The organism is Streptomyces sp. UG1, from assembly GCF_049974585.1.
GTDB lineage: Bacteria > Actinomycetota > Actinomycetes > Streptomycetales > Streptomycetaceae > Streptomyces.
The window spans coordinates 171,399-195,393 of sequence record NZ_JBNGGG010000001.1 but is presented as its reverse complement, the minus strand read 5'-3'; the positions used below and the strand labels follow the sequence as shown (position 1 = coordinate 195,393).

At 70.8% G+C, this 23,995-nt stretch carries 23 protein-coding genes; 10 read left to right on the top strand and 13 right to left on the bottom strand.

The genetic code is table 11. The annotated features are described in order from the left end of the window. Positions 1–71 precede the first annotated feature (71 nt). Entirely contained in the window at positions 72–818 is a 747-nt protein-coding gene (locus ACP4J3_RS00885; RefSeq protein ID WP_426529238.1) for a SigE family RNA polymerase sigma factor, read from the bottom strand. Between the two features lie 263 nt (positions 819–1,081). On the opposite strand from ACP4J3_RS00885, the gene afsQ1 reads away from it, so the two are divergent. The 5 genes from afsQ1 (at position 1,082) to ACP4J3_RS00860 (ending at position 5,146) form a co-directional block, all read left to right on the top strand. Continuing rightward, on the top strand, positions 1,082–1,759 hold the full coding sequence (afsQ1, locus tag ACP4J3_RS00880; protein ID WP_041819431.1) for a two-component system response regulator AfsQ1: 678 nt from the start codon (positions 1,082–1,084) through the stop codon (positions 1,757–1,759). Next, positions 1,756–3,327 (top strand): ATP-binding protein, encoded by a 1,572-nt coding sequence (locus ACP4J3_RS00875; RefSeq protein WP_426529235.1) that lies wholly within the window; start codon positions 1,756–1,758, stop codon positions 3,325–3,327. Before afsQ1 ends, ACP4J3_RS00875 begins: the two co-directional genes overlap by 4 nt. Continuing rightward, positions 3,324–3,929: a hypothetical protein gene (locus ACP4J3_RS00870; protein WP_426529233.1), complete on the top strand. Its 606-nt coding sequence runs from the start codon at positions 3,324–3,326 to the stop codon at positions 3,927–3,929. The genes ACP4J3_RS00875 and ACP4J3_RS00870 overlap by 4 nt, the downstream gene beginning before the upstream one ends. 345 nt (positions 3,930–4,274) lie before the next feature. Then, on the top strand, positions 4,275–4,826 hold the full coding sequence (locus ACP4J3_RS00865) for a VanZ family protein (RefSeq protein ID WP_426529231.1): 552 nt from the start codon (positions 4,275–4,277) through the stop codon (positions 4,824–4,826). Positions 4,827–4,936: 110 nt separating this feature from the next. Continuing rightward, a complete protein-coding gene (locus ACP4J3_RS00860) occupies positions 4,937–5,146 on the top strand; it encodes a PspC domain-containing protein (RefSeq protein ID WP_426529229.1) in 210 nt (69 codons plus the stop codon). Positions 5,147–5,273: 127 nt separating this feature from the next. Here the strand turns inward: ACP4J3_RS00860 and ACP4J3_RS00855 are convergent, their stop codons facing one another. After that, positions 5,274–5,669 (bottom strand): ATP-binding protein, encoded by a 396-nt coding sequence (locus tag ACP4J3_RS00855; RefSeq protein ID WP_426529227.1) that lies wholly within the window; start codon positions 5,667–5,669, stop codon positions 5,274–5,276. A gap of 146 nt (positions 5,670–5,815) precedes the next feature. Further along, positions 5,816–6,979, bottom strand: coding sequence for an adenosine deaminase (locus ACP4J3_RS00850; protein WP_426529225.1), 1,164 nt, complete (start codon positions 6,977–6,979; stop codon positions 5,816–5,818). A gap of 134 nt (positions 6,980–7,113) precedes the next feature. On the opposite strand from ACP4J3_RS00850, the gene ACP4J3_RS00845 reads away from it, so the two are divergent. Next, positions 7,114–7,902 (top strand): alpha/beta hydrolase, encoded by a 789-nt coding sequence (locus ACP4J3_RS00845; RefSeq protein ID WP_426529223.1) that lies wholly within the window; start codon positions 7,114–7,116, stop codon positions 7,900–7,902. 25 nt (positions 7,903–7,927) lie between these two features. Here ACP4J3_RS00845 and ACP4J3_RS00840 read toward each other — a convergent pair whose 3' ends face one another. Continuing rightward, positions 7,928–8,881 (bottom strand): LysR family transcriptional regulator, encoded by a 954-nt coding sequence (locus tag ACP4J3_RS00840; RefSeq protein WP_426529221.1) that lies wholly within the window; start codon positions 8,879–8,881, stop codon positions 7,928–7,930. Positions 8,882–8,944: 63 nt separating this feature from the next. On the opposite strand from ACP4J3_RS00840, the gene ACP4J3_RS00835 reads away from it, so the two are divergent. From ACP4J3_RS00835 to ACP4J3_RS00825, 3 genes are all read left to right on the top strand, one after another. Then, entirely contained in the window at positions 8,945–10,219 is a 1,275-nt protein-coding gene (locus ACP4J3_RS00835; protein WP_426529219.1) for an MFS transporter, read from the top strand. Positions 10,220–10,320: 101 nt separating this feature from the next. Further along, on the top strand, positions 10,321–11,460 hold the full coding sequence (dnaN, locus tag ACP4J3_RS00830) for a DNA polymerase III subunit beta (protein ID WP_426529217.1): 1,140 nt from the start codon (positions 10,321–10,323) through the stop codon (positions 11,458–11,460). Between the two features lie 122 nt (positions 11,461–11,582). Further along, complete coding sequence (locus ACP4J3_RS00825; RefSeq protein ID WP_426529215.1) at positions 11,583–12,602, top strand: sigma-70 family RNA polymerase sigma factor; 1,020 nt, start codon at positions 11,583–11,585, stop codon at positions 12,600–12,602. Here ACP4J3_RS00825 and ACP4J3_RS00820 read toward each other — a convergent pair. Continuing rightward, positions 12,486–12,872: an STAS domain-containing protein gene (locus ACP4J3_RS00820; RefSeq protein WP_426529213.1), complete on the bottom strand. Its 387-nt coding sequence runs from the start codon at positions 12,870–12,872 to the stop codon at positions 12,486–12,488. The two genes, ACP4J3_RS00825 and ACP4J3_RS00820, sit on opposite strands and share 117 nt — an antisense overlap. Positions 12,873–13,091: 219 nt before the next feature. On the opposite strand from ACP4J3_RS00820, the gene ACP4J3_RS00815 reads away from it, so the two are divergent. Next, entirely contained in the window at positions 13,092–14,012 is a 921-nt protein-coding gene (locus ACP4J3_RS00815; protein ID WP_426529211.1) for an AEC family transporter, read from the top strand. Positions 14,013–14,074: 62 nt separating this feature from the next. Here the strand turns inward: ACP4J3_RS00815 and ACP4J3_RS00810 are convergent, their stop codons facing one another. From ACP4J3_RS00810 to ACP4J3_RS00775, 8 genes are all read right to left on the bottom strand, one after another. Beyond that, a complete protein-coding gene (locus ACP4J3_RS00810; RefSeq protein ID WP_426529209.1) occupies positions 14,075–15,358 on the bottom strand; it encodes a thymidine phosphorylase in 1,284 nt (427 codons plus the stop codon). Positions 15,359–15,444: 86 nt separating this feature from the next. Then, positions 15,445–15,852 (bottom strand): cytidine deaminase, encoded by a 408-nt coding sequence (locus ACP4J3_RS00805; RefSeq protein ID WP_426529207.1) that lies wholly within the window; start codon positions 15,850–15,852, stop codon positions 15,445–15,447. Further along, on the bottom strand, positions 15,849–17,123 hold the full coding sequence (locus ACP4J3_RS00800; protein ID WP_426529205.1) for an ABC transporter permease: 1,275 nt from the start codon (positions 17,121–17,123) through the stop codon (positions 15,849–15,851). The genes ACP4J3_RS00805 and ACP4J3_RS00800 overlap by 4 nt, the downstream gene beginning before the upstream one ends. Beyond that, positions 17,120–18,244 carry an ABC transporter permease gene (locus ACP4J3_RS00795; protein ID WP_426529203.1) on the bottom strand — a complete coding sequence of 375 codons (1,125 nt, stop codon included), beginning with the start codon at positions 18,242–18,244 and terminating at the stop codon, positions 17,120–17,122. Before ACP4J3_RS00795 ends, ACP4J3_RS00800 begins: the two co-directional genes overlap by 4 nt. Further along, the gene (locus tag ACP4J3_RS00790) at positions 18,244–19,791 is read right to left on the bottom strand and encodes an ABC transporter ATP-binding protein (RefSeq protein ID WP_426529201.1); all 1,548 of its coding nucleotides are present in this window, start codon (positions 19,789–19,791) and stop codon (positions 18,244–18,246) included. The genes ACP4J3_RS00795 and ACP4J3_RS00790 overlap by 1 nt, the downstream gene beginning before the upstream one ends. Before the next feature lie 239 nt (positions 19,792–20,030). Then, entirely contained in the window at positions 20,031–21,080 is a 1,050-nt protein-coding gene (locus tag ACP4J3_RS00785) for a BMP family lipoprotein (RefSeq protein ID WP_426529199.1), read from the bottom strand. 249 nt (positions 21,081–21,329) lie between these two features. After that, positions 21,330–22,385 (bottom strand): BMP family lipoprotein, encoded by a 1,056-nt coding sequence (locus ACP4J3_RS00780; RefSeq protein ID WP_426529197.1) that lies wholly within the window; start codon positions 22,383–22,385, stop codon positions 21,330–21,332. Positions 22,386–22,662: 277 nt separating this feature from the next. Then, on the bottom strand, positions 22,663–23,883 hold the full coding sequence (locus ACP4J3_RS00775) for a M20 family metallopeptidase (protein ID WP_426529195.1): 1,221 nt from the start codon (positions 23,881–23,883) through the stop codon (positions 22,663–22,665). Positions 23,884–23,995: the final 112 nt, after the last annotated feature.

The window sequence follows — 23,995 nt, the reverse complement described above, 5'->3', positions numbered from 1 at the left end:
GTTGGCCCCCCGGACCCCCGTGGGTCCCCCCACTTGTTACCGCTCCCCCTTCGGTCCCCCCGGACCGACCTTCAGGCGACAAGCTCCCCGAAGGCGTCTTCCTCGTCACGGCCGAAGCTGAGGACCTCGTCCTCGCGCAGCCGGCGGAGCGACCGCCAGATGCTGGACTTCACCGTGCCGACACTGATGTCGAGGATGTCCGCGATCTCCGGGTCGGTGCGGCCCTCGTAGTAACGCAGGACCAGCATCGTCCGCTGGAGCTCGGGCAGCCGGGCCAGCGCCTGCCACAGGACCGCGCGCAGCTCGGTGCCGCGCATCGCGTCCGTGTCGCCGGGCGTCTCCGGCAGCTCCTCGGTCGGGTACTCGTTCAGCTTGCGGCGGCGCCACGCGCTGATGTGCAGGTTGGTCATCGTCCGCCGCAGGTAACCCCCGACGGCGGCCTTGTCGGTGATCCGGTCCCACGCCTTGTACGTCGAGAACAGCGCGCTCTGCAGCAGGTCCTCGGCCTCGAAGCGGTCACCGGTCAGGTGGTAGGCGGTTGCGTACAGGGAGGAGCGACGCTCCTGGACGTAGGCGGTGAACTCCGCCTCCGACAGCGAGCGACGCCGCTCCCCCGAGTCCTCCCTGTACGCGGCTCCCCCGTGCGGTTCCCCCGTGAAACCGTCAACCACCGTCATGTACGCGGTGTGCTGACGCCCGGCGCCGCGAGCGCACCCCCGCCCGCTCACGGCACCGGACTTCTCCGAACCCCGGCCCCCGTTCACATCGTGCAGACGCGTGATCACTGCGCTGGTGCTGGTGCCGTGCAGCGTGTTCATCTCGCGCCCCCCGTCGTGGACTTCCCGGTGTTCTGCTCGTCCGACTTGCTGTCGGCTTGCTGTCTTGCCTGTGCCGAAAAGCTTGCCCCGGCACCTTCATGGCCGTGTCCGCCGACTGTCACAGACCTGTCACAGGGGCCGGTGTCAGAGGCCCGCCCCAGCACCCGGACAGCGCGCTCACAGCGGACAGCGCTACGCGCACGTACCCCTACAGCTCGTACAGGAGTCGAAAGACCGCCCCCGCATGGGCCAGAATGAGGCCCGTGCCTTCCCTGTTGCTGATCGAGGACGACGACGCCATCCGCACGGCCCTGGAGCTCTCACTGACGCGCCAGGGACACCGTGTGGCCACCGCTGCCACCGGCGAGGACGGGCTGAAACTGCTGCGTGAGCAGCGGCCGGACCTGATCGTGCTGGATGTGATGCTGCCCGGCATCGACGGGTTCGAGGTGTGCCGTCGCATCCGGCGCACCGACCAGCTTCCGATCATCCTGCTGACCGCGCGCAGCGACGACATCGACGTCGTGGTCGGACTGGAGTCCGGCGCCGACGACTACGTCGTCAAACCCGTCCAGGGCCGGGTCCTCGACGCCCGGATCCGGGCCGTGCTGCGCCGCGGGGAGCGGGAGTCGAACGACGCGGCGGCCTTCGGCAGCCTCGTCATCGACCGCGCGGCGATGACCGTGACCAAGAACGGCGAGGACCTCCAGCTCACCCCGACCGAGCTGCGCCTGCTGCTCGAACTGAGCCGCCGCCCCGGCCAGGCCCTGTCCCGCCAGCAGCTCCTGCGCCTGGTCTGGGAACACGACTACCTCGGCGACTCCCGCCTCGTCGACGCCTGTGTCCAGCGGCTGCGCGCCAAGGTCGAGGACGTCCCCTCCTCCCCCACCCTGATCCGTACCGTCCGTGGTGTCGGCTACCGCCTGGACGCGCCTCAGTGACGGACGTGCAAGGTGGTTTCCGCGGCTGGGTCGCGGCTCGCAAGGGAGTGTGGTCGAGGCTGCGTTTCACCAGCCTGCGCCTTCGACTCGTCGTGGTCTTCGGTCTCGTGGCGCTCACGGCCGCCGTATCGGCCTCCGGCATCGCCTACTGGCTCAACCGCGAGGCGGTGCTCAAGCGCACCCAGGACGCGGTGCTGCGCGACTTCGAGCGGGAGATGCAGACCCGCGCGGGCCTGCTCCCCCAGGAGCCGACCCAGGACGAACTGCAGCACACCGCGGGCCTGATGGCCAACAGCAGCCAGCGTTTCTCCGTCCTGCTGGTCGCCCAGGACGCCGACGGCTCTCCCGCCTACGGCAGTTCCGGCGGCCTGGACGGCTTCACCCTGGCCGACGTGCCGAAGTCCCTGCGCACGGCGGTGAACGAGAAGCAGCGGGACGATTCCGGCAACGAGCCCGAGTACCACCTGTACTGGCAGCGCATCGTGGAGGACGACACCCCGTACCTGATCGCCGGCACGAAGGTGGGCGGCGGCGGGGCGACCGGCTACATGCTGAAGTCCCTGGAACAAGAAGCCAAGGACCTCAACTCCCTCGCCTGGTCCCTCGGCATCGCCACGGGCCTCGCCCTGATCGGCTCCGCGCTGCTCGCGCAGGCCGCCGCCACGACCGTACTGAAGCCGGTGCAGCGCCTGGGCGTCGCCGCCCGCCGCCTCGGCGAGGGCAAGCTGGACACCCGCCTGCGCGTCTCCGGCACGGACGAACTGGCCGACCTGTCCCGCACGTTCAACAACGCCGCCGCCGCGCTGGAGAAGCGGGTCGCCGACATGGCCGGGCGCGACGAGGCCTCCCGCCGCTTCGTGGCCGACATGTCCCACGAACTGCGCACTCCGCTCACCGCGATCACCGCTGTCACCGAGGTCCTGGAAGAGGAACTCGAGGCGGAGTCCGGCTCGATGGACCCCATGATCGAGCCCGCCGTACGCCTGGTCGTGAGCGAGACCCGCCGCCTGAACGACCTGGTCGAGAACCTGATGGAGGTCACCCGCTTCGACGCGGGCACGGCACGTCTGGTCCTCGACGACGTCGACATCGCCGACCAGATCACCGCCTGCATCGACGCCCGCGCCTGGCTGGACGCCGTCGACCTGGACGCCGAGCGCGGCATCACGGCCCGGCTGGACCCCCGCCGCCTGGACGTCATCCTGGCCAACCTGATCGGCAACGCCCTCAAGCACGGCGGCTCCCCGGTCCGCGTCGCGGTCCGTGAGGCGGACGACGAGATCGTCATCGCCGTACGCGACCACGGCCCGGGCATCCCCGAGGACGTACTCCCGCACGTCTTCGACCGCTTCTACAAGGCCAGCGCCTCCCGCCCCCGCTCCGAGGGCAGCGGCCTGGGCCTGTCCATCGCCCTGGAGAACGCCCACATCCACGGCGGCGAGATCACCGCCGCCAACTCCTCCGAGGGCGGCGCGGTCTTCACCCTGCGCCTGCCCCGCGACGCCTCCGACCTGGCCCGCGCGGCGGACGAGGCCAACAACGAGCCGGACAAGGGAGAGGAAGGATGACCACCCACCGCCTCCTGGCCCTCTCCGCCCTCTCCGCCGCCCTGCTCTCCGGCTGCGGCATACGCCCCACCGAAGTCCCCACCGACTTCGGCCCCGCCCCCTCCCGCGTGCGCTGCTCCCTGTCCGAACCGAACGTCTCGGCACAGGCCGCGAGAGGCCTCCCGGTCCAGGTGTTCCTGCTGTGCGGCTCCCAACTGGTCGCGGTGGACAGGACCGTACGCGTACCGGACGGCACGGCGGACTCGGCCCGACGCCTCCTGGTCGCCCAGGGCCTCCTGGACGAACTGGAGGCACCCCCGTCGACCGCCGAGAAGGAGGCCGGCTACACCACGGACGTCCGAGGCGCCATGGACGTGATGGGCCCCCGCCGCGACGACCCCGACGAAACCCTCCGCCTGAGCACACCCCCCACCGACCTCACGTCCTTCGCCCTGGCCCAGATCGTCTGCACCTTCTCCGACTCCTCGGCCACGGAGGGCGACGGCTCGGTCATCCTGGGCGGCCCCACGTCCGCCCCACCCCGCCGCTACGACTGCACGGACGAGGTCCGCACCAGACCGGGCAGCAACGAGCCCCCGTCGACGGAGATCACGGACGGCTGACCCCACGGACCGCGCACCGCGCCCTTCGAGCGGGCGCCGCAGCCGCGCACGGCGGGAAGGGGCCGCGTCGGGGGGTGTCCGCCCGCAGCGGCGGGCGTCAAAAGACGCCACCTCCCTGCCCGACGGCAACCGCCCGACCGAGGGCGGACACCCCCCGGCGCGGCCCCGACCCACTCCCCACCCTTGGGCGCTACGCGCACCCCCCCCGAACCCGCACAGGCGCCGCAGGCATCGACGCGAACCCCCACCGATCCCGCACAAGCCGCCGCAGGCATGTGGCAGACACCTCACCCCACAACCACCCACCCCGGAACCGATCCCACCGGGGCAAGCGTCTAGGGGGTCGTGCAGCGTCAAGGCTCCATCGGCGGCGACAGCGCCGCGATCCGCATCCGTGCGACGGGAGGCGTCCTCCTGCTCGCACACCTCGCATTCGTCGCCTGGCTCACGCTGCGCCCCCTGGACGTCCCCTGGGTGACCCCGGCCAACCTGCAACCGTTCGCCGGCATCAGAGCCGACCTGGACCTCGGCTGGCAAGAGGCGGCCCGCCGCATCACGGAGGGCCTCGCACTCCTCGCCCCCCTCGGCGTACTGATCCCGATGACCCACGGCAGACTCACCGCCTCCCCCCTCGGCTCCCTGGTCCGCACGGCCGCCGCCGCCGCCCTGATCTCCCTCGCGATAGAGCTCCTGCAGACCGGCGTCCCCGGCCAGATCGTCGACGTCGACTCCCTGCTCCTGAACACGCTCGGCGTGGCCCTGGCCCACGCGACGATCGTCCCTGCGGCCCGCCGGCACCTGCGCCGCAGGTCCGAGCGCGCACAGCACCCCGCCTCCCCCCAGGGGCCGGCTCAGGGTAGGACCCCGACGATTCCCAGGGTCGGGATAGCTCCGTAGAGGGACGCTATGCCCGGTTCGTCCGCGTAGCGTGGATGTCAGATGAGGCACCCACTCGAAGGGCCCCACGAGGGAGAACCTTCGACCGACGCTCGCGAAGGAGCCGCACCATGACCGCGCTCGCCCGACCCACCAACGGCCGCATGATCGGCGGAGTGTGCGCCGCGCTGGCACGACGCTTCGGCACCTCCGCGACGACCATGCGCGTGATCTTCCTCCTCTCCTGCCTGCTCCCGGGCCCGCAGTTCCTGCTCTACATAGCCCTGTGGATCCTGCTCCCCTCGGAGGACAAGGCGAACAAGACCCGCGCGGCCTGGTAGTAAGCCCTCACCACCAACCAACCGAACCACCCCTCTGAGTCACCACCTCCACAAAAAGCCGCTGGGACGCACCCCCTGACGAAATCCAAGGAGTGCGCCCCAGCGGCGCTTCACGTCTGACCCGGACTCAGCCGAGCGGAACCCCGTTCACGGGCAGCCCCTGCACCGGCAGCCCCTGAGTAGGCAGCCCCTCAGCAACCCCCTGCACCGGCAGCCCACCGAGCAGCCCGGCGACCACGCCGGTCGGCCCACCGGCCACCGCCTGCTCGGCAGCCGGCTGCGCGGCCGACAGCCCGGTGGTGAGCGCCTCCTGACCCGTGGCCAGCCCGGCACCGGCCGCACCGGCGCCCGGCGCCGCCTGCGAGAGGTTCTCGGCGGGGAGCGTCTGGTTGACGGTGTCCAGCGCCGTACCGGCGGCGGCGTCCGGCGCGACCGGCGCGGCGTTCGCGGCACCCGCGCCCGCGGCGGCGAAAGCGGCACCGAGAGCGGCGACACCGAAGGTCTTGGCAGCAGACTGCTTCATGAAATGCGTCCTCGAAATCTCGAAATCGGGTTACGGGGATGTAAGCGGTCCTCGACCGTAAACACGCCCCCCACTCGGCCGCAAACATCGAAATGCGGACGCATTGTGAATGGAGCCCGTACCTCGTGTGCCCAAGGGGTCCGGACCTACCCCTCGCCCTCCTCAGAACCGCTGGTGGAGGCGGTCTGCCGGAACAGCCACTCGGACTTGAGTTCGGCATATCCGGGCTTGATGACGTCATTGATCATCGCGAGCCGTTCATCGAAAGGAATGAACGATGATTTCATCGCATTGACGGAGAACCATTGCATGTCATCGAGCGTGTAACCGAATGCATCGACAAGGTGCTCGAATTCCTGGCTCATGCTCGTGTGGGACATCAGCCGGTTGTCGGTGTTCACGGTCGCCCGGAAGTGGAGTCGGCGCAGCAGCCCGATGGGGTGGGCGGCGTAGGAGTCGGCGGCGCCCGTCTGGAGGTTGGAGCTGGGGCACAGCTCCAGCGGGATGCGCTTGTCCCGTACGTAGGACGCGAGCCGCCCGAGCTTCACGGAGCCGTCGGCGTGCACCTGGATGTCGTCGATGATGCGCACCCCGTGCCCGAGCCGGTCGGCGCCGCACCACTGCAGGGCCTGCCAGATGGACGGCAGCCCGAAGCCCTCGCCCGCGTGGATGGTGAAGTGGTTGTTCTCCCGCTTGAGGTACTCGAAGGCGTCGAGATGCCGGGTCGGCGGATGCCCGGCCTCGGCGCCCGCGATGTCGAAGCCTACGACGCCCAGGTCGCGGTAGCGGTTGGCGAGTTCGGCGATCTCCAGCGCGCGGGCGGCGTGCCGCATGGCGGTGAGCAGGGCGCCCACCCGAATCCGGTGACCGTTCTCGCGCGCGAGCGCCTCGCCCTCACGGAAGCCCTCGTTCACCGCCTCCACGACCTCTTCGAGGCTGAGCCCGCCTTCGAGGTGCTGTTCGGGCGCGTAGCGCACCTCGGCGTAGACGACGCCGTCCTCGGCGAGGTCCTCGGCGCACTCGCGGGCGACCCGCACAAGGGCGTCGCGGGTCTGCATCACGCCGACGGTGTGGGAGAAGGTCTCCAGGTACCGCTCCAGGGATCCGGAGTCGGCGGCGTCGCGGAACCAGGCGCCGAGCTTGCCGGGGTCGGTCTCGGGGAGCTGGGAGTACCCGCTGTCGCGGGCGAGCTCGACGACCGTGCCGGGGCGCAGCCCGCCGTCGAGGTGATCGTGCAGCAGAACCTTCGGCGCCCGGCGGATCTGGTCCGAGCTCGGGGTGTTCGCCTTCTGGGCAGTCTCGCTCGTCATTTCCGCACTGTACTGCCTACGCGCGTAGATCATCCGTTGAACACCCTGTTTCCCCGCTTGTACGAATGCGTCGATACGTAACGGTGACCCCAAGGACGGGTCGCGTACACCCGCCCTTCTGACACTGTTCTGTCATGGCACAGCAAGCGACGCCGGTGCGCAGGGTCCGGCTGGGCAGGGCGATCGGGCCGGAGCCGACGGCGGTGAGCGGCGTGGTGCTGCTGCTTCCCGGAGGTGACGAGGTCTCACATCGCAAGCCGGCGGCGTTGTTGGCGACGTCGTATGTGCGGACGCTGGGCCGCCGGCTGACGCGGGCGGGCCGCGGGGAGGGCCTGGCCTCCCATGTCGTGCGCTACCGCTATCGCGGCTGGAACGGTCCTGCGGCGAATCTGGCGAGCGACGCGCTGTGGGCCGCCGACGAGGTCGTACGGCGCTACGGGGACGTCCCCGTGTGCCTCGTCGGGATCGACATGGGCGGGCGGGCTGCCCTGCGCGCGGGGGGCCACGAGGCCGTCAACTCCGTGCTGGCGATCGCCCCTTGGCTGCCGGAGGACGACGTGGCGGCCGAGCCCGAACCGGTGAAGCAGCTCGGGGGCCGGCGGGTGATGATCGTGCACGGCACGAACGACGAGCGGACCGATCCCGAGCTGTCGTTCCGGCTGGCGGAGCGGGCGAAGAAGGCGAACCGGGATGTGTGCCGGTTCGAAGTGCACTCCGACCGGCACGGGTTGCATCAGCACCGGGATGAAGTCCTCGCCCTGGCCGAGGACTTCGCCATGGGGGTGCTGTTCGGGCGGGCGTTCTCCCGTCCGGTGGCGGACGCGTTCGCGGCTCCGCCGCCGCTGGGGTTGCGGATGCCGCTGGCGGCGGGGTTCGGGAAGTCGCTGCGTTCGCGGTCCGGCCCGAACAGGACCAGACCCTAGGACCCTTCTGGTGGCTCTCCGCGGCCTAGCCCGGCAGCAGGTTGCCCCTCCTGGACAGCAGGAACTTCTTGAACGCCGCCACCGGAGGTGTGTCCGGGCGGTCCGCCAGCCAGGCGACGCCGATCTCGCGGGCCGCCCTCGGGGCCGTGACCGTCAGTTCCACCACCCCGGGACGGGGTACGGCGGGCGGTGGCAGGAGGGCGACCCCGAGACCCGCCGCCACCAGTCCCCGCAGTGTCTCCGCCTCCTCCCCCTCGAAGGCGATCCGCGGCTTGAAGCCCGCCTCCTTGCACAGGTCGTCGGTGATACGGCGCATGCCGTAGCCGGGCTCCAGGGTCACGAACGTCTCGTCGGCCGCCTCCGCCAGCCGGACGCGCCTGCGCGAGGCGAGGCGATGGTCGGCGGGGACGACGAGGCGGAGCTTCTGTTCGTCCAGGCGTCGGGCGACCAGGTCGGGGGCGTCCGGGACCGGGGAGGTCAGGCACAGGTCGAGCTCTCCGGCGCGCAGCCGCTCGATCATCGCCTCGCCGTAGTTCTGGACGAGGCTGAAGCGGACGCGGGGGTGGTCGGCGCGGAAGGCGTGCAGGAGGCCGGGGACGGTCTCGGCGCCCATGGTGTGCAGGAAGCCGAAGGCGACCTTGCCGGTGGCCGGGTCGGCGTCGGCGCGGACCTCCTCGGCGGCGCGGCCGACCTCGGCGAGGGCGCGTTCGACGGAGCCGAGGAAGGTGCGGCCGGCCGGGGTCAGGGAGACCGTACGGCCGTGGCGGGCGAACAGGTCGACGCCCAGGTCCTGTTCGAGGCGGACCATGGCGCGCGAGAGCGTGGACTGCGGGACCCGCATCTCCTGCGCGGCGCGGGTGACGTGCTCGGTGCGGGCGACGCCGGCGAAGTACGCGAGGCGCGGCGCCAGCAACATCACCATGTCTTCTGTGTCACCGGATGGTGACAGGCGACCTTGTGACCTCTGCTGATGCTCCATGGGAACGATTATGGCGATTCCATGCATTGGACGGATGAGCGGGGTCGTACGTAGCTTCGAAGCATGTCTCCCGCCAGTACCGGGGCGTCCACCACCGTGGACGCCACACCCGCAGTCCCCGTCGTCGACTCCCGCATGGCCCCGGGCGGCCCCGGCTACCGCCGGATGAGCTTCGCCCTCTTCCTCGCCGGTGTCGCGACCTTCGCGCTCCTGTACTCCACGCAGGCCCTGCTGCCGCTGATCTCGGGCGGGTTCGGGGTGGCGGCGAGCGAGGCGAGCTGGACGGTGGCGGCGGCGACCGGCGGTCTCGCCCTGTTCGTGCTGCCGATGAGCGCGCTGTCGGAGCGGTTCGGACGCCGTACGGTCATGACGGCGTCGCTGGCGGTCGCGGTGACGGTCGGGCTCCTGGTCCCCTTCGCGCCGAACCTGACCGCGCTGGTCGTGCTGCGCGCGGTCCAGGGCGCGGCGCTGGCCGGACTTCCGGCGTCGGCGACGGCGTATCTGGCCGAGGAGGTCCGCCCCAAGGCGCTGATCACGGCGATCGGCCTGTTCGTCGCGGGCAACAGCGTCGGCGGCATGAGCGGCCGGGTCATCACCGGCTGGGTCGCGCAGGAGTGGGGCTGGCGGGTCGCCGTCGGTGTGATCGGCGTGCTCGCGGTGGCGTGCGCGCTCGCCTTCCGGCTGCTGCTCCCGGCGCCGCGCCACTTCAAGCCGGGCTCCCTGCGCCCGCGCGTCCTGGCCCGCACGGTCCGCGACCACCTGTCCAACCCGCTGCTGTGCCGCCTGTACGCGATCGGCGCGCTGTTCATGACGGTCTTCGGCGGCGTGTACACGGTGATCGGCTACCGCCTGACTCAGGCCCCGTTCTCACTCCCCCAGGGCATCATCGGCTCGATCTTCCTGGTCTACCTGGTCGGCACGGTGTCGGCGTCCACGGCGGGACGCCTGGTCGGCCGCCTGGGCCGCCGGGGCGCGCTGTACGCGGCGGGCGCGACGACCGCGACGGGCCTGCTGATGTCCCTGTCCGGGTCCCTCCCCCTGGTCCTGCTCGGCCTGGTCCTGATCACCGGCGGCTTCTTCGCCGGCCACGCGGTGGCGTCCTCGGCGGTCAGCAAGACGGCCGGCCACGGCCGCGCCCAGGCCGCCGCGCTGTACCAGTCCGCCTACTACGTCGGCTCCAGCGCGGGCAGCACGCTCGGCGCGGTCGCCTTCCACGCCGGCGGCTGGACCGGCACGGTCGGTGTCGGACTGCTGGCGGTCCTCGGCGTCGTGACGATCACGGTGTTCGGCACCCGGGCGGCCCGCCTGCGGCGCGAGCGCCTGACGACGGCGGCCTGAGCCGCCACCGGCTCCACGCTCCCCCTGGTCGGGGCCGGTTGTCAGTGGCCGCGGATAACCTCCGCGATCACTGACCACCGGACCGAGCAGGGGGATTTCTGATGGACTTCCGCATCGAACGGGCCGCCTTCGCCGAGGCGGTCGGCTGGGCGGGACGGGCATTGCCCGCACGCACACCGGTGCCCGTGCTGGGCGGCCTGCTGCTGGCGGCGGGGGCGGGGCGCCTGACGGTCTCCGGGTTCGACTTCGAGGCGGCGGCGCGCATCGAGGTGGACGCCGCGACCGGGGCGGCCGGAGAGGTGCTCGTACCGGGGCGCCGGCTGCTGGACATCTGCCGGGTGCTGCCGGACGGGCCGGTGAGCTGCGCCCTGGAGGGGACGCGGTTCACGGTGGCGGCGGGCGGCACCGAGTTCGGGATGTCGACGCTGCCGCGCGAGGAGTACCCGGCTCTGCCGTCCCAGCCGTCGGCGTACGGCAGCGTGGACGCCGCCGCCTTCGCGACCGCCGTGGGACAGGTGGCCGTGGCGGCCGGGCGGGACGAGACGCTGCCGGTGCTGACCGGCGTACAACTGCGCCTGGACGGCGACTCGATGACGCTGGCGGCCTCGGACCGGTACCGGTATGCCGTACGGCGGGTGGAGTGGAAGCCGGAAGGGGACGCGGCGGCCGCGGACGGTGCCGTGCAGGCGCTGGTGCCCGCCCGGCGGCTGCTGGACACCGCGCGGTGGCTGGCGCGGTGCGGGGTGGTGCGGATCGGGCTGGACGCGGCCGCGGGTGGCGGGCTGGCCGGCTTCGAGGGCGGGGGCATGCGCAGTGTCGTGCGGCTGCTGGACGGGCGGCTGCCGGCGTACGGGGCGCTGTTCGACACGGCGGGGGCGGCGGTCGCGGAGGTGGAGTGCGGGGCGCTGACGGAGGCGGTGCGGCGGGTGGCCGTGGTGGCCGAGGCGAGCAGCCCGGTGCGGATGGACTTCTCCGGCGACGGGTCCGTGCTGCTGCGGGCCGGGTACGGCGACGACGTGGCCACGCAGCGGCTGCCCGCCTCGCTGAGCGGCGCGCGGGAGGTCACGGTGGCCTTCAACCCGGGGTATCTGCTGGACGCGCTGAACTCCTTCGAGGCGCCCCGGCTGCGGCTGGAGCTGCTGGGCACGGGGCAGCGGGCCCTGCTGAGCGCACTGGACGGCGAGGGCGGCGGTCCGGTGCGGCACCGCCATCTGCTCATGTCCGTGCGACAACTGGTCTGACCCCGCTTCGACCTGCGCTTTTGTGCGCTCCGGGGGCCATTGTCAGTGGCCTGCTGTAGCTTCCGAAGTGTTGGGCGCGACGAGGCGCACCACGGGACCAGGGCCACAGGGGTGGGTGGACGATGAGCGACGGCACGGCGACTACGACAACGGACCTCGACGTCAGGCTGGAGAAGCACCGCGTCGAACTGACCGGGTACTGCTACCGCATGCTCGGTTCGTCCTTCGAGGCCGAGGACGCGGTGCAGGACACGATGGTGCGGGCCTGGCGGAGTTACGACAAGTTCGAGGGGCGTTCCAGTCTCCGCTCGTGGCTGTACCGCATCGCGACCAACGTGTGCCTGGACATGCTGACGGCGGGCAACAAGCGGGCCAGGCCCATGGACCTGACGGAGTCGACGCCGCTGGCCCAGGCGGCGCTCTCGCCCCGTCCGGACAACACCTGGCTGGAGCCGATGCCGGACAATCGGGTGCTGCCCACGACGGACGACCCGGCGGAGGCCGCGGTCGCCAAGGAGTCGGTGCGGCTCGCGTTCATGGCCACCCTCCAGCAGCTTCCGCCCAAGCAGCGGTCGGTGCTGATCCTGCGCGAGGTGCTGGCCTGGAAGGCGAGCGAGGTCGCCGAGCTGCTGGGCACCACGGTCGCGTCGGTGAACAGCGCGCTCCAGCGGGCCCGGGCGACCCTCGCCGAGCAGCAGCAGCCGGGCGCCGAGGCCGCCGTGTCCGACCCGCTGGACGAGGAGCAGCAAAAGCTCCTGGACCGGTATGTCGCGGCGTTCGAGGGCTATGACATGACGGCGCTGACGGCCCTGCTGCACGAGGACGCCATCATGACGATGCCGCCGTTCGACCTGTGGCTGACCGGCGTCAAGGACATCACCGGCTTCATGACGACGCTCGGCGCCCCGTGCGCGGGCTCGCGTCTGGTGCCGGTGCAGGTCAACGGGCTGCCTGGCTTCGCGCAGTACAAACCGGATCCGGAGGCGGGCGGCTTCACTCCGTGGGCCGTGCAGGTGCTGGAGATATCAGAGGGGCGGATCACCGGGTTCCACTGCTTCCTCGACACCAAGCGCTGGTTCCCGCTGTTCGGGCTCCCCCTCCACCTCGAAGCTGAGACCGACCAGGTCGAGGAGGGCGTGTAGCGCGGGGTCCGGGTCGCGCAGCCGAATCCGCCCTCCGGCGCGGCGGGCGGTGAGCTGGAGCCGGGCCAGGAGATCCACGGTGCCGAGTCCCGGCGGTCCGAGCCCGCCGACATCGCACACCACGACTCTCGCCCGGGTGCCCTCCAGCCGCGCCCGCACGGCATCGCACAGCCCTGCCACCTCGTCCCGGGTGACGGGGCCGGCAAGCACGAGTACAGCGGGTGTCATGGCGTCCACGATCGGTAGACCGGGCGGGGGCGGATAACTCATCGCGGCCGGAGATCCCCGAGCGCTGCCGGCCACGCCGACCACCCACGGCCGGTACCCGTGCGCAGCCGGGGTGCCCGCTGCCCGCTGCCCGCTGCCCTCTGTCCGCCAACCGGGATCACATTGACCGGCTCCCCTCCTCCCCCGGAGGGTTGGCTGTATGCCCCATGTATCAGCGCGTCCCCGAATATCCTGCGGTCTCCTCCCCGCCAAGGGGGCTCCGTGCAGGGGGTGTTGACGGGGTTCGCGGTGATCGCGGTCGTCATCGGCGTGGGCTATGCGATCGGCCGCCGCGGCTACCTCGGCGATCACGGCCGCGAGGTTCTCACCAAGCTGGCCTTCCATGTGGCGTCCCCGGCCCTGCTGTTCACCACGCTCGCGCGGACCGACCTCTCGGTGATCTTCTCCAGCCGCCTCCTGGTCACGGCCCTGAGCACGGCCGCGGCGGCCGGGGTCTTCGTCGCGGTGGGTGTCGTACGGCACTGGGGGGTGGGCCGTACGACGATCGGCGCGCTGTGCTCCAGCTACGTCAACTCCGGCAACCTCGGCATCCCGATCGCCGTGTACGTCCTGGGCGACGCCTCGCTCGTGGCGCCGGTGCTGCTGTTCCAGTTGGTCGGGGTCACCCCCGTCGCCCTGACGGTCCTCGACCTCTCCGGCGAGGGCGAGAAGGGCCCGGCCTGGCGCCGCCTGCTGACTCCCCTGCGCAACCCGATCGCGGTCGGCTCACTGGCGGGTGTGGCGGTGTCGGCGGCTGGGGTGAAGGTCCCCGCGCCCGTCCTCGACCCCCTGACACTGATCGGCGGCATGTCGGTCCCGGCCGTCCTGCTGGCGTTCGGTATCTCCCTGTGCGGCAGCACGATGCCCGGGCGGGGGCCGGACCGGCTCCCGGTGTTCCTCTCGGTCGCGCTGAAGTCGGTGGGCCAGCCGGTGGTGGCGTGGGCGCTGGCGGTGGGGGTGTTCGGGTTGCGGGGCGCCCAACTGCTGGACGTGGTGGTGACGTCGGCGCTGCCGGCCGCGCAGAACCTGTACACGTATGCGGCGAGTTACGGGGTGGGCGAACGCCTGGCGCGGGACTCGATTCTGGTGTCGACGGTCTTGTCGGTGCCGGTGTTGGTGGTCGTCGCCACCCTGCTCGGCTGAGTCCCGTCACACGGGACGGGGCCGGCACCCGAAGGTCCCGGCCCCGTGTCTGCTCAGGCGTCTCAGGCAATCCGCTCCAGCACCACCGGCGAGGCCGTGAAGTCCGTCCCCGGCGCCGCGATGTCGTAAGAGCCCTCCACCGACTGGAGCGCGTACTCGAAGCGCTCGGGGGTGTCGGTGTGCAGGGTCAGCAGGGGCTGGCCCGCTGTCACCGTGTCGCCCGGCTTGGCGTGCATCTCCACGCCCGCGCCCGCCTGCACAGGGTCCTCCTTGCGGGCACGCCCCGCGCCCAGGCGCCAGGCGGCGACGCCGATGTCGTAGGCGTCCAGGCGGGTCAGGACACCGGACGACGGGGCTGTGACCACATGCTGCTCGCGCGCCACCGGCAGTTCCGCGTCCGGGTCGCCGCCCTGGGCCGCGATCATGCGCCGCCAGACGTCCATCGCCGAGCCGTCGGCCAGGGCCTTCGCCGGGTCGGCGTCGCGTACCCCCGCCGCCTCCAGCATTTCGCGGGCCAGGGCGATCGTCAGTTCCACCACGTCCGCCGGGCCGCCGCCCGCGAGGACCTCCACCGACTCGCGGACCTCCAGCGCGTTGCCGGCGGTGCGGCCGAGCGGGGTGGACATGTCCGTCAGGAGCGCGACCGTCTTCACTCCGTGGTCGGTGCCCAGGCCCACCATCGTGGACGCCAGCTCGCGCGCGTCCTCGAGGGTCTTCATGAAGGCGCCGGTGCCGACCTTCACGTCCAGGACCAGCGAGCCGGTGCCCTCCGCGATCTTCTTCGACATGATCGAGGACGCGATCAGGGGGATCGCCTCGACCGTGCCCGTCACGTCGCGCAGCGCGTACAGCTTCTTGTCCGCGGGGGCCAGGCCGTCGCCCGCCGCGCAGATCACCGCGCCGGTGCCGTCCAGCACGGACAGCATCTCCTCGTTCGACAGCAGCGCGCGCCAGCCGGGGATCGACTCCAGCTTGTCCAGGGTGCCGCCGGTGTGGCCGAGGCCGCGGCCCGAGAGCTGGGGGACGGCGGCCCCGCACGCCGCCACCAGGGGCGCGAGCGGGAGCGTGATCTTGTCGCCGACGCCGCCCGTGGAGTGCTTGTCGGCCGTGGGGCGCGACAGGGACGAGAAGTCCATGCGCTCGCCGCTCGCGATCATCGCGGCCGTCCAGCGGGCGATCTCCCGGCGGTTCATGCCGTTGAGCAGGATCGCCATGGCGAGCGCGGACATCTGCTCGTCGGCGACCTCCCCGCGGGTGTACGCGTCGATGACCCAGTCGATCTGCTCGTCGCTGAGTTCACCGCGGTCCCGCTTGGTGCGGATGACGGAGATTACGTCCATAGCCATGGCTTGGCTTCCTTCCGAGGGTTCCAGAAGTCGTACGGCCCCTCCGAGCCGGTCGCGTTGAGCAACTCGGAGGGGCCGCACGGGAGTTACTTGCCGAGGTGGTCCGGGCCGAACGCCTGGGGCAGCATCGCCGACAGCGGCAGGATCCCCGCCGGGGTCTGCAGCAGCAGGTCCGGGCCGCCGAACTCGTGGAGCAACTGGCGGCAGCGCCCGCACGGGACGAGGGGCTCACCCTCGCGGTCCACGCACGCGAAGTGGGTCAGCCGGCCGCCCCCCGTGTTCTGCAGCTCCGAGACCAGACCGCACTCGGCGCACAGGGAGAGGCCGTAGGAGGCGTTCTCGACATTGCAGCCGGTGATCGTGCGGCCGTCGTCGACCAGGGCCGCGACGCCGACCGGGTAGCCGGAGTACGGGGCGTACGCGCGGGACATGGCCTCCCGCGCCGCCGCGCGCAGTTGCTCCCAGTCGACGTCGTGGGCGGCGGCCGGGGTCACTTGCCCTGACCCTTCCGATACGGCAGGCCGTTCGCCTTCGGCATCCGCAGGCGCTGCGCGGACAGCGTGAGGACGATGAGGGTGATGACGTACGGCGTGGCGGAGACGACCTGGTTGGGCACCTCGTCGGTGGTGGCGTACCAGGCGAACACCAGGGCGCCGACCACCGCGGTGATCACCGCCGGGGCGTACTTCTTGCGGACCACCAGCCAGATCGCGCCGATGATCAGCAGAAGCGCGCCGAGCAGCAGCAGGGCGTGGACGTTCGTGGAGCCGCCGCGCAGGTTGAGGCTGTCGGTGTAGCCGAAGAGCCCGGCGCCGAGGGCGAGGCCGCCCGGCATCCAGTTGCCGAAGATCATCGCGGCGAGGCCGATGTAACCGCGGCCGCTGACCTGGCCCTCCAGATAGAAGGGGTTGGCGACGATGGAGAGGAAGACGCCACCGAGGCCGGCCAGGCCGCCCGAGATGATCACGGCGAGGTACTTGTACTTGTAGACGTTCACACCGAGGGATTCGGCCGCCACCGGGTTCTCACCGCAGGAGCGCAGCCGCAGACCGAAGGCGGTGCGCCACAGGATCCACCAGGTGCCCGGGATCAGCGCCACGGCGATCAGGGTCAGCCAGGAGACGTTGGTGACCAGGCCGCCGAGCAGGCCGGCGATGTCAGAGACGAAGAACCAGCCCTGGTTGTTCAGGTCCCGCAGCCCGTCGGACAGGCCGGGGACCGTGAAGTGGCCGAGGGAGTCGACCGCCGGGGACTGCTTGGCGGAGCCGCCCGCGTGGCCCTCGAAGGCGAGGGGCGCGAGGTAGCGGGTGATGCCGAGGGCGAGGATGTTGATGGCCACACCGGAGACGATGTGGTTGACCCGGAAGGTGATGGTGGCGATGGCGTGCAGGACGCCGCCGATGCAGCCGCCGATGATGCCGACGACGACACCGGTCCACGGGCCCCACTGGAAGCCGGCCCAGGCACCGAACCAGGTGCCGAGGATCATCATGCCCTCGAGGCCGATGTTGATGACGCCCGCCCGCTCGGCCCACAGGCCGCCCAGACCGGCGAGGCCGATCGGCACGGCGAGCTGGAGTGCGGTGGACATCTGGCTGACGTTGGTGATGCCGTCGGCGCCGGTGATGATGCGGACGATCGAGGTCAGCGCCAGGGCTCCGGCGATGACCAGCAGCAGCACCTGCCACGACAGGCGGCGGCCGGTGGGCGCCGCGGGTTGCAGCGTGGGCTGGTTGACGTCGGTCGCCGAGGTCGGGGCGGTCATCGGCCAGCCACCTCCTTCGTGGTGTTGTTGTCGGCGCCGAGCACGTGACCGGCGGCCAGTTCGGCGCCGACCTGGCGCTGCTGACGACGCAGGCCCCACTCGCGGACGGCCTCGTAGGAGACGACGACCGAGAGCACGATCAGGCCCTGCATGATGACCGCGATCTCCTTGTCGTATCCGTGGAAGTCCAGCTCGGGCGAGGCCTTGTCGAGCCAGGCCCACAGCAGCGCGGCGAACGCGATGCCGACGGGGCTGTTGCGGCCGAGCAGGGCGATGCCGATGCCGAGGAAGCCGATGCCGGTGGGGAAGTTCAGGCTGTAGGTGTGGGTGTCGCCGAGCAGGATCGGCAGGCCGGCCAGGCCCGCGATGCCGCCGGAGAGCAGCATGGCGGTGAGGACCATGCGCTTGGGGTCCACGCCGCTGGCCGCGGCGGCGGTCTGCGAGGCGCCGGAGGCGCGCAGGTCGAAGCCGAAGCGGGTGCGGTTGAGGACGACCCAGTAGCCGATGCCCAGCAGTACGGCGAGGAAGACCAGGCCGTAGATCTCGCCGGCGTCGCCCATGTCGATGCCGGGCACCCAGCCGGACTCGTGCATCTCGCCGGTGGTGTTGTTGTTGCCGACCTTGACGCCGAAGACGTTCGGCAGCCACAGGTAGGCGATCACGGAGGTGGCGATCGCGTTCAGCATGATCGTCGCGACGACCTCGCTGACGCCGCGGGTGACCTTGAGCAGTCCGGCGATGCCGGACCAGAAGGCGCCGGTGAAGACGGCGGTCAGGAGCAGCAGCGGGATCTGGATCGCGGCCGGCAGGTTCATGTGGGCGCCGACGATGGCGGCCATCATGGCGGCGAGCTGGTACTGGCCGTCGACGCCGATGTTGAACAGGTTCATCCGGAAGCCGATGGCCACCGCCAGGGCCGCGATGTAGTACATCGACGCCTGGTTGATGACCAGCACCTGGATGTCCGAGAAGCCGATCTGCTCGAACATCAGGGTGTACGGCTCGACCGGGCTCTTGCCCGAGGCGACCAGCACGATCGCGGTGAGCACAAAGGCCACGGCGAGCGCGATGACCGGTCCGGCCACCGCGAGGAGCACGCGCTCCTTGTCGAACTTCTTCATCAGCGGGCCTCGTCTTCGCCGGGCTCAGGGGTCTCTTCGTGCTCCAGGTGGCCGGAGGCGGCACCCGTCATCGCCGTGCCGAGCTCCTCGGGCGTGATGGTGGCCGGGTCGGCGTCCGCGACCAGCTTGCCGTTGTAGATCACGCGGAGGGTGTCGGACAGGCCGATCAGCTCGTCCAGGTCGGCGGAGATCAGCAGCACGGCCAGGCCCTCGCGGCGGGCCTCGCGGATGTGGTCCCAGATCGCGGCCTGCGCGCCGACGTCCACACCGCGGGTGGGGTGCGCGGCGATCAGGAAGCGCGGCTTGTGGCTCATCTCGCGGCCGACGATCAGCTTCTGCTGGTTGCCGCCGGACAGGGAGGCGGCGGTGACGTCGATGCCGGGCGTGCGGACGTCGTAGGCCTCGACGATGCGGCGGGTGTCGTCCTGCGCGGCCTTCGGGTTCAGCCAGACGCCCTTGGCCAGGGGTTCCTCGGTGACGTGGCCGAGGATGCGGTTCTCCCAGAGGGGGGCCTCCAGGAGCAGGCCGTGCCGGTGGCGGTCCTCGGGGATGTAGCCGATGCCCTGCTCGCGGCGCCTGCGGGTGGTCCAGCCGGTGATCTCCTCGTCGATCATGGTGATCGTGCCGGAGTCGGCGTGCTTGAGGCCGATGAGCGCGTCGACCAGCTCGGTCTGGCCGTTGCCCTCGACGCCGGCGATGCCCAGGACCTCGCCCGCGTGGATGGTGAAGGTGATGTCGTCCAGGAGTGCCTTGCCGCCCACCGCCTCCAGGCGCAGCTTGTCGACGGAGATGACCGGGCGGTCGGTGACCGTGGACTCGGCGGTCTCCGGCGTGGGCAGCTCGCTGCCGACCATCATCTCGGCGAGCTGCTTCGGGGTGGTCTCGGCGGGGACGGCCGTACCGACCGTCGTGCCGCGGCGGATGACGGTGATCTCGTCGGCGACGGAGAGCACCTCGCCCAGCTTGTGGGAGATGAAGATGACCGACAGGCCCTCGGCCTTGAGCTCGCGCAGGTTGTCGAAGAGCGCGTCGACCTCCTGCGGGACGAGCACGGCGGTCGGCTCGTCGAGGATCAGCGTGGTGGCGCCGCGGTAGAGGACCTTGAGGATCTCCACGCGCTGGCGGGCGGCGACGCCGAGCTCCTCGACCAGCCGGTCGGGCTCCACGCCGAGGCCGTAGCGCTCGGAGATCTCCTTGATCCTGCGGCGGGCCTTGGCGCCGATGCCGTGCAGCGGCTCGCTGCCGAGCACCACGTTCTCGAGGACGGTGAGGTTGTCCGCGAGCATGAAGTGCTGGTGGACCATGCCGATGCCGCGGGCGATGGCGTCGGCGGGGCTGTGGAAGGTCACCTGCTCGCCGTCGACCGCGATGGTGCCCTCGTCCGGCTTCTGCATGCCGTAGAGGATCTTCATCAGCGTCGACTTGCCGGCGCCGTTCTCGCCGACGAGGGCGTGGACGGTGCCCTTGCGGACGGTGAGGTGGATGTCGTGGTTGGCCACGACACCCGGGAAACGCTTGGTGATCCCGGCGAGCTCGACGGCGGTCACCTGACCGTTGACCGCCGCGCCGGCCGGAGGGCTGCTGGACGCGTTGATGGCGCACTCTCCTGGGGACGGGGGTCGTCTACGCGCGTAGCGCCCCTATGGCCTGAAAGGGGCCGACGCACCGCTGACAACGGGGTACGGGGGAAAGCCCATGGAACCCATGGAACCCATGGAAAAACCTCCCTGTACCCCGTTGCGCGGACGTAACCCCGGGGTTACCGCTGCTCAGGGTGTGGCAGTGCTTAGCTGGTCGCGACCTTGATCTCGCCGCTGATGATCTTCTCCTTGGCCGTCTTGATGGCTTCCTGGACCTCGGCGTCGTCCGCGAACTTCGGGTTGGAGTTCGACAGGCTCACCTCGCCGGTCTTCAGATCGCCACGAACGATACCGGTCTCCGGCTTGCCGTCCTCGACCGACTTCGCCAGGTTGTACACCGCCTTGGCGACGTCCTTCATCGCCGAGGTCAGGATGGAGTCCTTGTACTTCGCCAGGGCTTCCTGGTTGTACTGGTCGGAGTCGACGCCGATGGCCCACACCTTGTTGGCGGCGGCGGCCTCGATGACGCCCTGGCCGGACAGACCGGCGGCGGCGTAGACGACGTCTGCCTTCTTCTCGATCTGCCCCTCGGCAGCGCTCTTGCCCTTGTCGGGGCTGGAGAAGCCGCCCTCCTCCGCGGTCTGCGTGAGGTACTGGGTGAGGACCTTCGCCTTGGGGTTGGTGTCCTTGACGCCCTGCTCGAAGCCGGCCTGGAACTTGTGGATCAGCGGGATGTCCACACCGCCCACGAAGCCGACCGTGTTCGTCTTGGTGCTCTTGGCGGCGGCGACGCCGGCCAGGTACGAGGCCTCCTCCTCGGAGAAGACCAGGTCGGCGACGTTCTTCGCCTCGACGGTGGAGTCGTCGACGATGCCGAAGGTGGTCTCCGGGAACTTCTCGGCGGCGGCCTTCACGGCGGCGGCGTACGCGTAGCCGACGCCGACGACCGGGTTGTAGCCCTGCTTGGCCAGCGAGGCCAGGCGCTGCTCCTTGTCGGCGTCCGTCTCACCCTCGGTGGGCTCGACGTCGGCCGTCTCGTACCGGAACTCCTTCTTCGCCTGCTCCAGGCCCGCGTACGCGGCGTCGTTGAAGGACTGGTCGCCCTTGCCGCCGACGTCGTACGCGATGGCGAGCCCCTTGTCGCCCCCCTTCGACTCCGAGGAGGCCTCGGTGGAGGTGCCGCCGCAGGCGGAGAGGGCGAGGGCCAGAGAGGCGGTCGCTGCGCCTGCGACCGTGATCCGGGAAATCCGGCGCATGAGGTGTGACTCCTGTCGTACAAGCGCCGGACAGATACAGCTCGGTACAGCTTCACAGCTACGGCGCTGGCTTTCGCCGCAGAGTAACGCGCGTAGACCTGCCGGGAAAACCCTTCTGTCCACCTTGTTATGCGCCCGTGGCCAACACCACGCGCGGCCTTGACCAAAGGCTTGCCGACAGCTAGGCGGTACGACGAAGCGGGCGGGCACCCACGGATGCCCGCCCGCTTCAGAGGTATACGACCGTGACTACTCGGTCTTGACCTTGATGGAGCCGTCGATGATGCCTTCCTTGGCCTTCGCCACGGCGTCCGAGAGGCCCGCGATCTTGGCGAACTCCGGGTTGGACTCGGACAGGCCGACGCCGTTGACCTTCAGGTCGAAGGTCTGGGTGCCGGTCAGCGGCTTGCCGTCCTCCACGGACTTGGCCAGCGCGTAGACCGCGCCGCCGACGTCCTTGAGGGCGGAGGTGAGGATGTAGTTCTTGTACGCCGACAGGGCGGCCTGCTCGTACTGGTCGGAGTCGACGCCGATCGCCCAGACCTTGGCCTTGGCGGCCGCCTCGATGACGCCCTGGCCGGACAGACCGGCCGCCTGGTAGAGGACGTCGGCCTTCTTCTCGATCTGCCCCTCGGCGGCGGCCTTGCCCTTGTCGGGGCTGGAGAAGCCGCCCTCCTCCGCGGTCTGGGTCAGGTACTGCGAGACGACCTTGACCTTGCCGCCGCTGGTGTCCTGGACGCCCTGCTTGTAGCCGGCCTCGAACTTGTGGATCAGCGGGATGTCCACACCGCCCACGAAGCCGACCGTGTTGGTCTTGGTGGCCTTGGCCGCCGCGACACCGGCGAGGTACGAGGCCTGCTCCTCGGCGAAGACGAGGGAGGCGACGTTCTCGCCCTCGACGACCGAGTCGACGATGCCGAAGGTGGTCTTCGGGTACTTCTTGGCCACGGCCTCCATCGCCGGACCGTAGGCGAAGCCGACGCCGATCACCGGGTTGTAGCCCTGCTTGGCCAGCGAGGCCAGGCGCTGCTCCTTGTCGGCGTCCGTCTCTCCCTCGGTGGGCTCGATGTCGGCGGTCTTGTAGTCGAACTCCTTCTGGGCCTTCTGCAGACCGGCGTACGCGGCGTCGTTGAAGGACTGGTCGCCCTTGCCGCCGATGTCGTACGCGATCGCGAGACCCTTGGTGTCGCCACCGCCGTCGCTGCCGCTGCCGCTGTCGCTGCTGGTACCACCGCACGCCGTGGCAGCGAGCGCGATCGACGCGACCCCCACCGCGACACGGGTCAGTTTGGATATCCGACGCATCGTGAAGTCCCCATTCTCCAAGCCCCGCAGTGGGTGCTGAGTTCGGCGCACATTAACGCGCGTAGACACTCCTGGGAACGGGGTTTCCCCCTGCCGTTATCCATTCGTGCCGATGGCCGGTTACGGCCTTGTGAACCACCGGATCGAAACCGCACAGATGACACTCAGGGCCGCCCGACATGGGCCCAGACTCCCTCCGCCGTCGACCGACCGCAACCGGAACGCCGTAGGGACGCGGGGGCCCGCACACCTACGGCGACGGCACCCCGGCCGATCTCTAGTCCACGGCGTCGATCAGCGCGGCCGCCGTGAACATCTCCACGCCCACCGCGATGGCGGACTCGTCGACATCGAAGTCACCCTGATGCAGATCACGCCCGATCCGATCCCCCGGCACACGCACCCCCAGCCGGGCCATGGCCCCGGGCACATGCTCCAGGTACCAGGAGAAGTCCTCCCCGCCCAGGCTCTGCTCGGTCCCCTCGACGGAGTCGGCGCCGCGGCGGGCGACCATGGCCTCGCGCAGCAGCTCCGTCGCGGCCGGGTCGTTGACGACGGGCGGGACGCCCCGGACGTAGTTGATCTCCGACTTGGCGCGGTGGAGGTTGGCGATCTCGTCGATCGCGGCGACGACGAGGTCCGGCGCCTGCCGCCAGGTGTCGAGGTCGAGGCAGCGCACGGTTCCGGAGAGCTCGGCGTGCTGCGGGATGACGTTGGGGGCGTGGCCGGAGTCGATACGGCCCCAGGTCACCGCGAGCCCGCTGCGGGCGTCGGCACGCCGGGCGACCAGCGCGGGCACGTCGGTGACGACGCGGGCGGCGGCGGTGACGAGGTCAGTGGTGAGGTGGGGGCGTGCCGTGTGCCCGCCCGGCCCGTCGAGGGAGATTTCCAGCCGGTCGCAGGCGGAGGTGATGGCGCCCTCCCGCAGTCCGATCCTCCCGGCGTCGACCTTGGGGTCGCAGTGCACGGCGAGGATCCGCCCCACGCCCTCCAGCACCCCGCACTCGACGACGTCGGCGGCGCCCCCGGGGAGCACCTCCTCGGCGGGCTGGAAGACCAGCCGGACGGGCCGGGGAAGCTGGCCGCGCCGGTGCAGCTCGGCCAGGACGAGACCGGCCCCCAGCACCACGGTCGTGTGAACATCGTGCCCACAGGCATGCGCCCGATCGGGCACGGTCGAGCGGTACGGGCACTCACTCTTCGTGTCCGGGATGGGCAGGGCGTCGATGTCGGCGCGCAGGGCGAGCATGGGGCGCCCGCCGTCCCACTCCCCGATGTCGCAGATGAGCCCGGTTCCGAGGGCGAGCACGCGGGGATTCAGGCCGGCCTTCTCGAGCCGGGCCTTGATCGCGGCGGTCGTACGGAACTCCTGGTTGCCGAGCTCGGGGTGCATGTGCAAGTCGCGCCGGAACTCGACGAGTTCGGCACGGAGCGCCTCCGGCAGGGTGCCGGGAAGGACGGCTTCCCCGGGTTGATCGGCTTCGGACTTTGGGGACATCAGTTGGTTCACCCTCTGAAGGGTAGGACGCCGAGGGGGCCAACTGACCCGCGATCAACAAAACTTCAACCCCTCAGGGGAAGAAAATTTGGCCGCCCGGCGCATAGGTGTC

Excerpts from the sequence above, each read along its gene's own strand:
- dnaN (WP_426529217.1), top strand. The coding sequence starts at position 10,321 with ATGGACTTCCGCATCGAACGGGCCGCCTTCGCCGAGGCGGTCGGCTGG.
- ACP4J3_RS00810 (WP_426529209.1), bottom strand. The coding sequence starts at position 15,358 with ATGGCTATGGACGTAATCTCCGTCATCCGCACCAAGCGGGACCGCGGT.
- ACP4J3_RS00780 (WP_426529197.1), bottom strand. The coding sequence starts at position 22,385 with ATGCGTCGGATATCCAAACTGACCCGTGTCGCGGTGGGGGTCGCGTCG.
- ACP4J3_RS00835 (WP_426529219.1), top strand. The coding sequence starts at position 8,945 with ATGTCTCCCGCCAGTACCGGGGCGTCCACCACCGTGGACGCCACACCC.
- ACP4J3_RS00840 (WP_426529221.1), bottom strand. The coding sequence starts at position 8,881 with ATGGAGCATCAGCAGAGGTCACAAGGTCGCCTGTCACCATCCGGTGAC.
- ACP4J3_RS00795 (WP_426529203.1), bottom strand. The coding sequence starts at position 18,244 with ATGAAGAAGTTCGACAAGGAGCGCGTGCTCCTCGCGGTGGCCGGACCG.
- ACP4J3_RS00870 (WP_426529233.1), top strand. The coding sequence starts at position 3,324 with ATGACCACCCACCGCCTCCTGGCCCTCTCCGCCCTCTCCGCCGCCCTG.
- ACP4J3_RS00845 (WP_426529223.1), top strand. The coding sequence starts at position 7,114 with ATGGCACAGCAAGCGACGCCGGTGCGCAGGGTCCGGCTGGGCAGGGCG.
- ACP4J3_RS00785 (WP_426529199.1), bottom strand. The coding sequence starts at position 21,080 with ATGCGCCGGATTTCCCGGATCACGGTCGCAGGCGCAGCGACCGCCTCT.
- ACP4J3_RS00850 (WP_426529225.1), bottom strand. The coding sequence starts at position 6,979 with ATGACGAGCGAGACTGCCCAGAAGGCGAACACCCCGAGCTCGGACCAG.
- ACP4J3_RS00825 (WP_426529215.1), top strand. The coding sequence starts at position 11,583 with ATGAGCGACGGCACGGCGACTACGACAACGGACCTCGACGTCAGGCTG.
- ACP4J3_RS00800 (WP_426529205.1), bottom strand. The coding sequence starts at position 17,123 with ATGACCGCCCCGACCTCGGCGACCGACGTCAACCAGCCCACGCTGCAA.
- ACP4J3_RS00775 (WP_426529195.1), bottom strand. The coding sequence starts at position 23,883 with ATGTCCCCAAAGTCCGAAGCCGATCAACCCGGGGAAGCCGTCCTTCCC.
- ACP4J3_RS00860 (WP_426529229.1), top strand. The coding sequence starts at position 4,937 with ATGACCGCGCTCGCCCGACCCACCAACGGCCGCATGATCGGCGGAGTG.
- ACP4J3_RS00855 (WP_426529227.1), bottom strand. The coding sequence starts at position 5,669 with ATGAAGCAGTCTGCTGCCAAGACCTTCGGTGTCGCCGCTCTCGGTGCC.
- ACP4J3_RS00820 (WP_426529213.1), bottom strand. The coding sequence starts at position 12,872 with ATGAGTTATCCGCCCCCGCCCGGTCTACCGATCGTGGACGCCATGACA.
- ACP4J3_RS00885 (WP_426529238.1), bottom strand. The coding sequence starts at position 818 with ATGAACACGCTGCACGGCACCAGCACCAGCGCAGTGATCACGCGTCTG.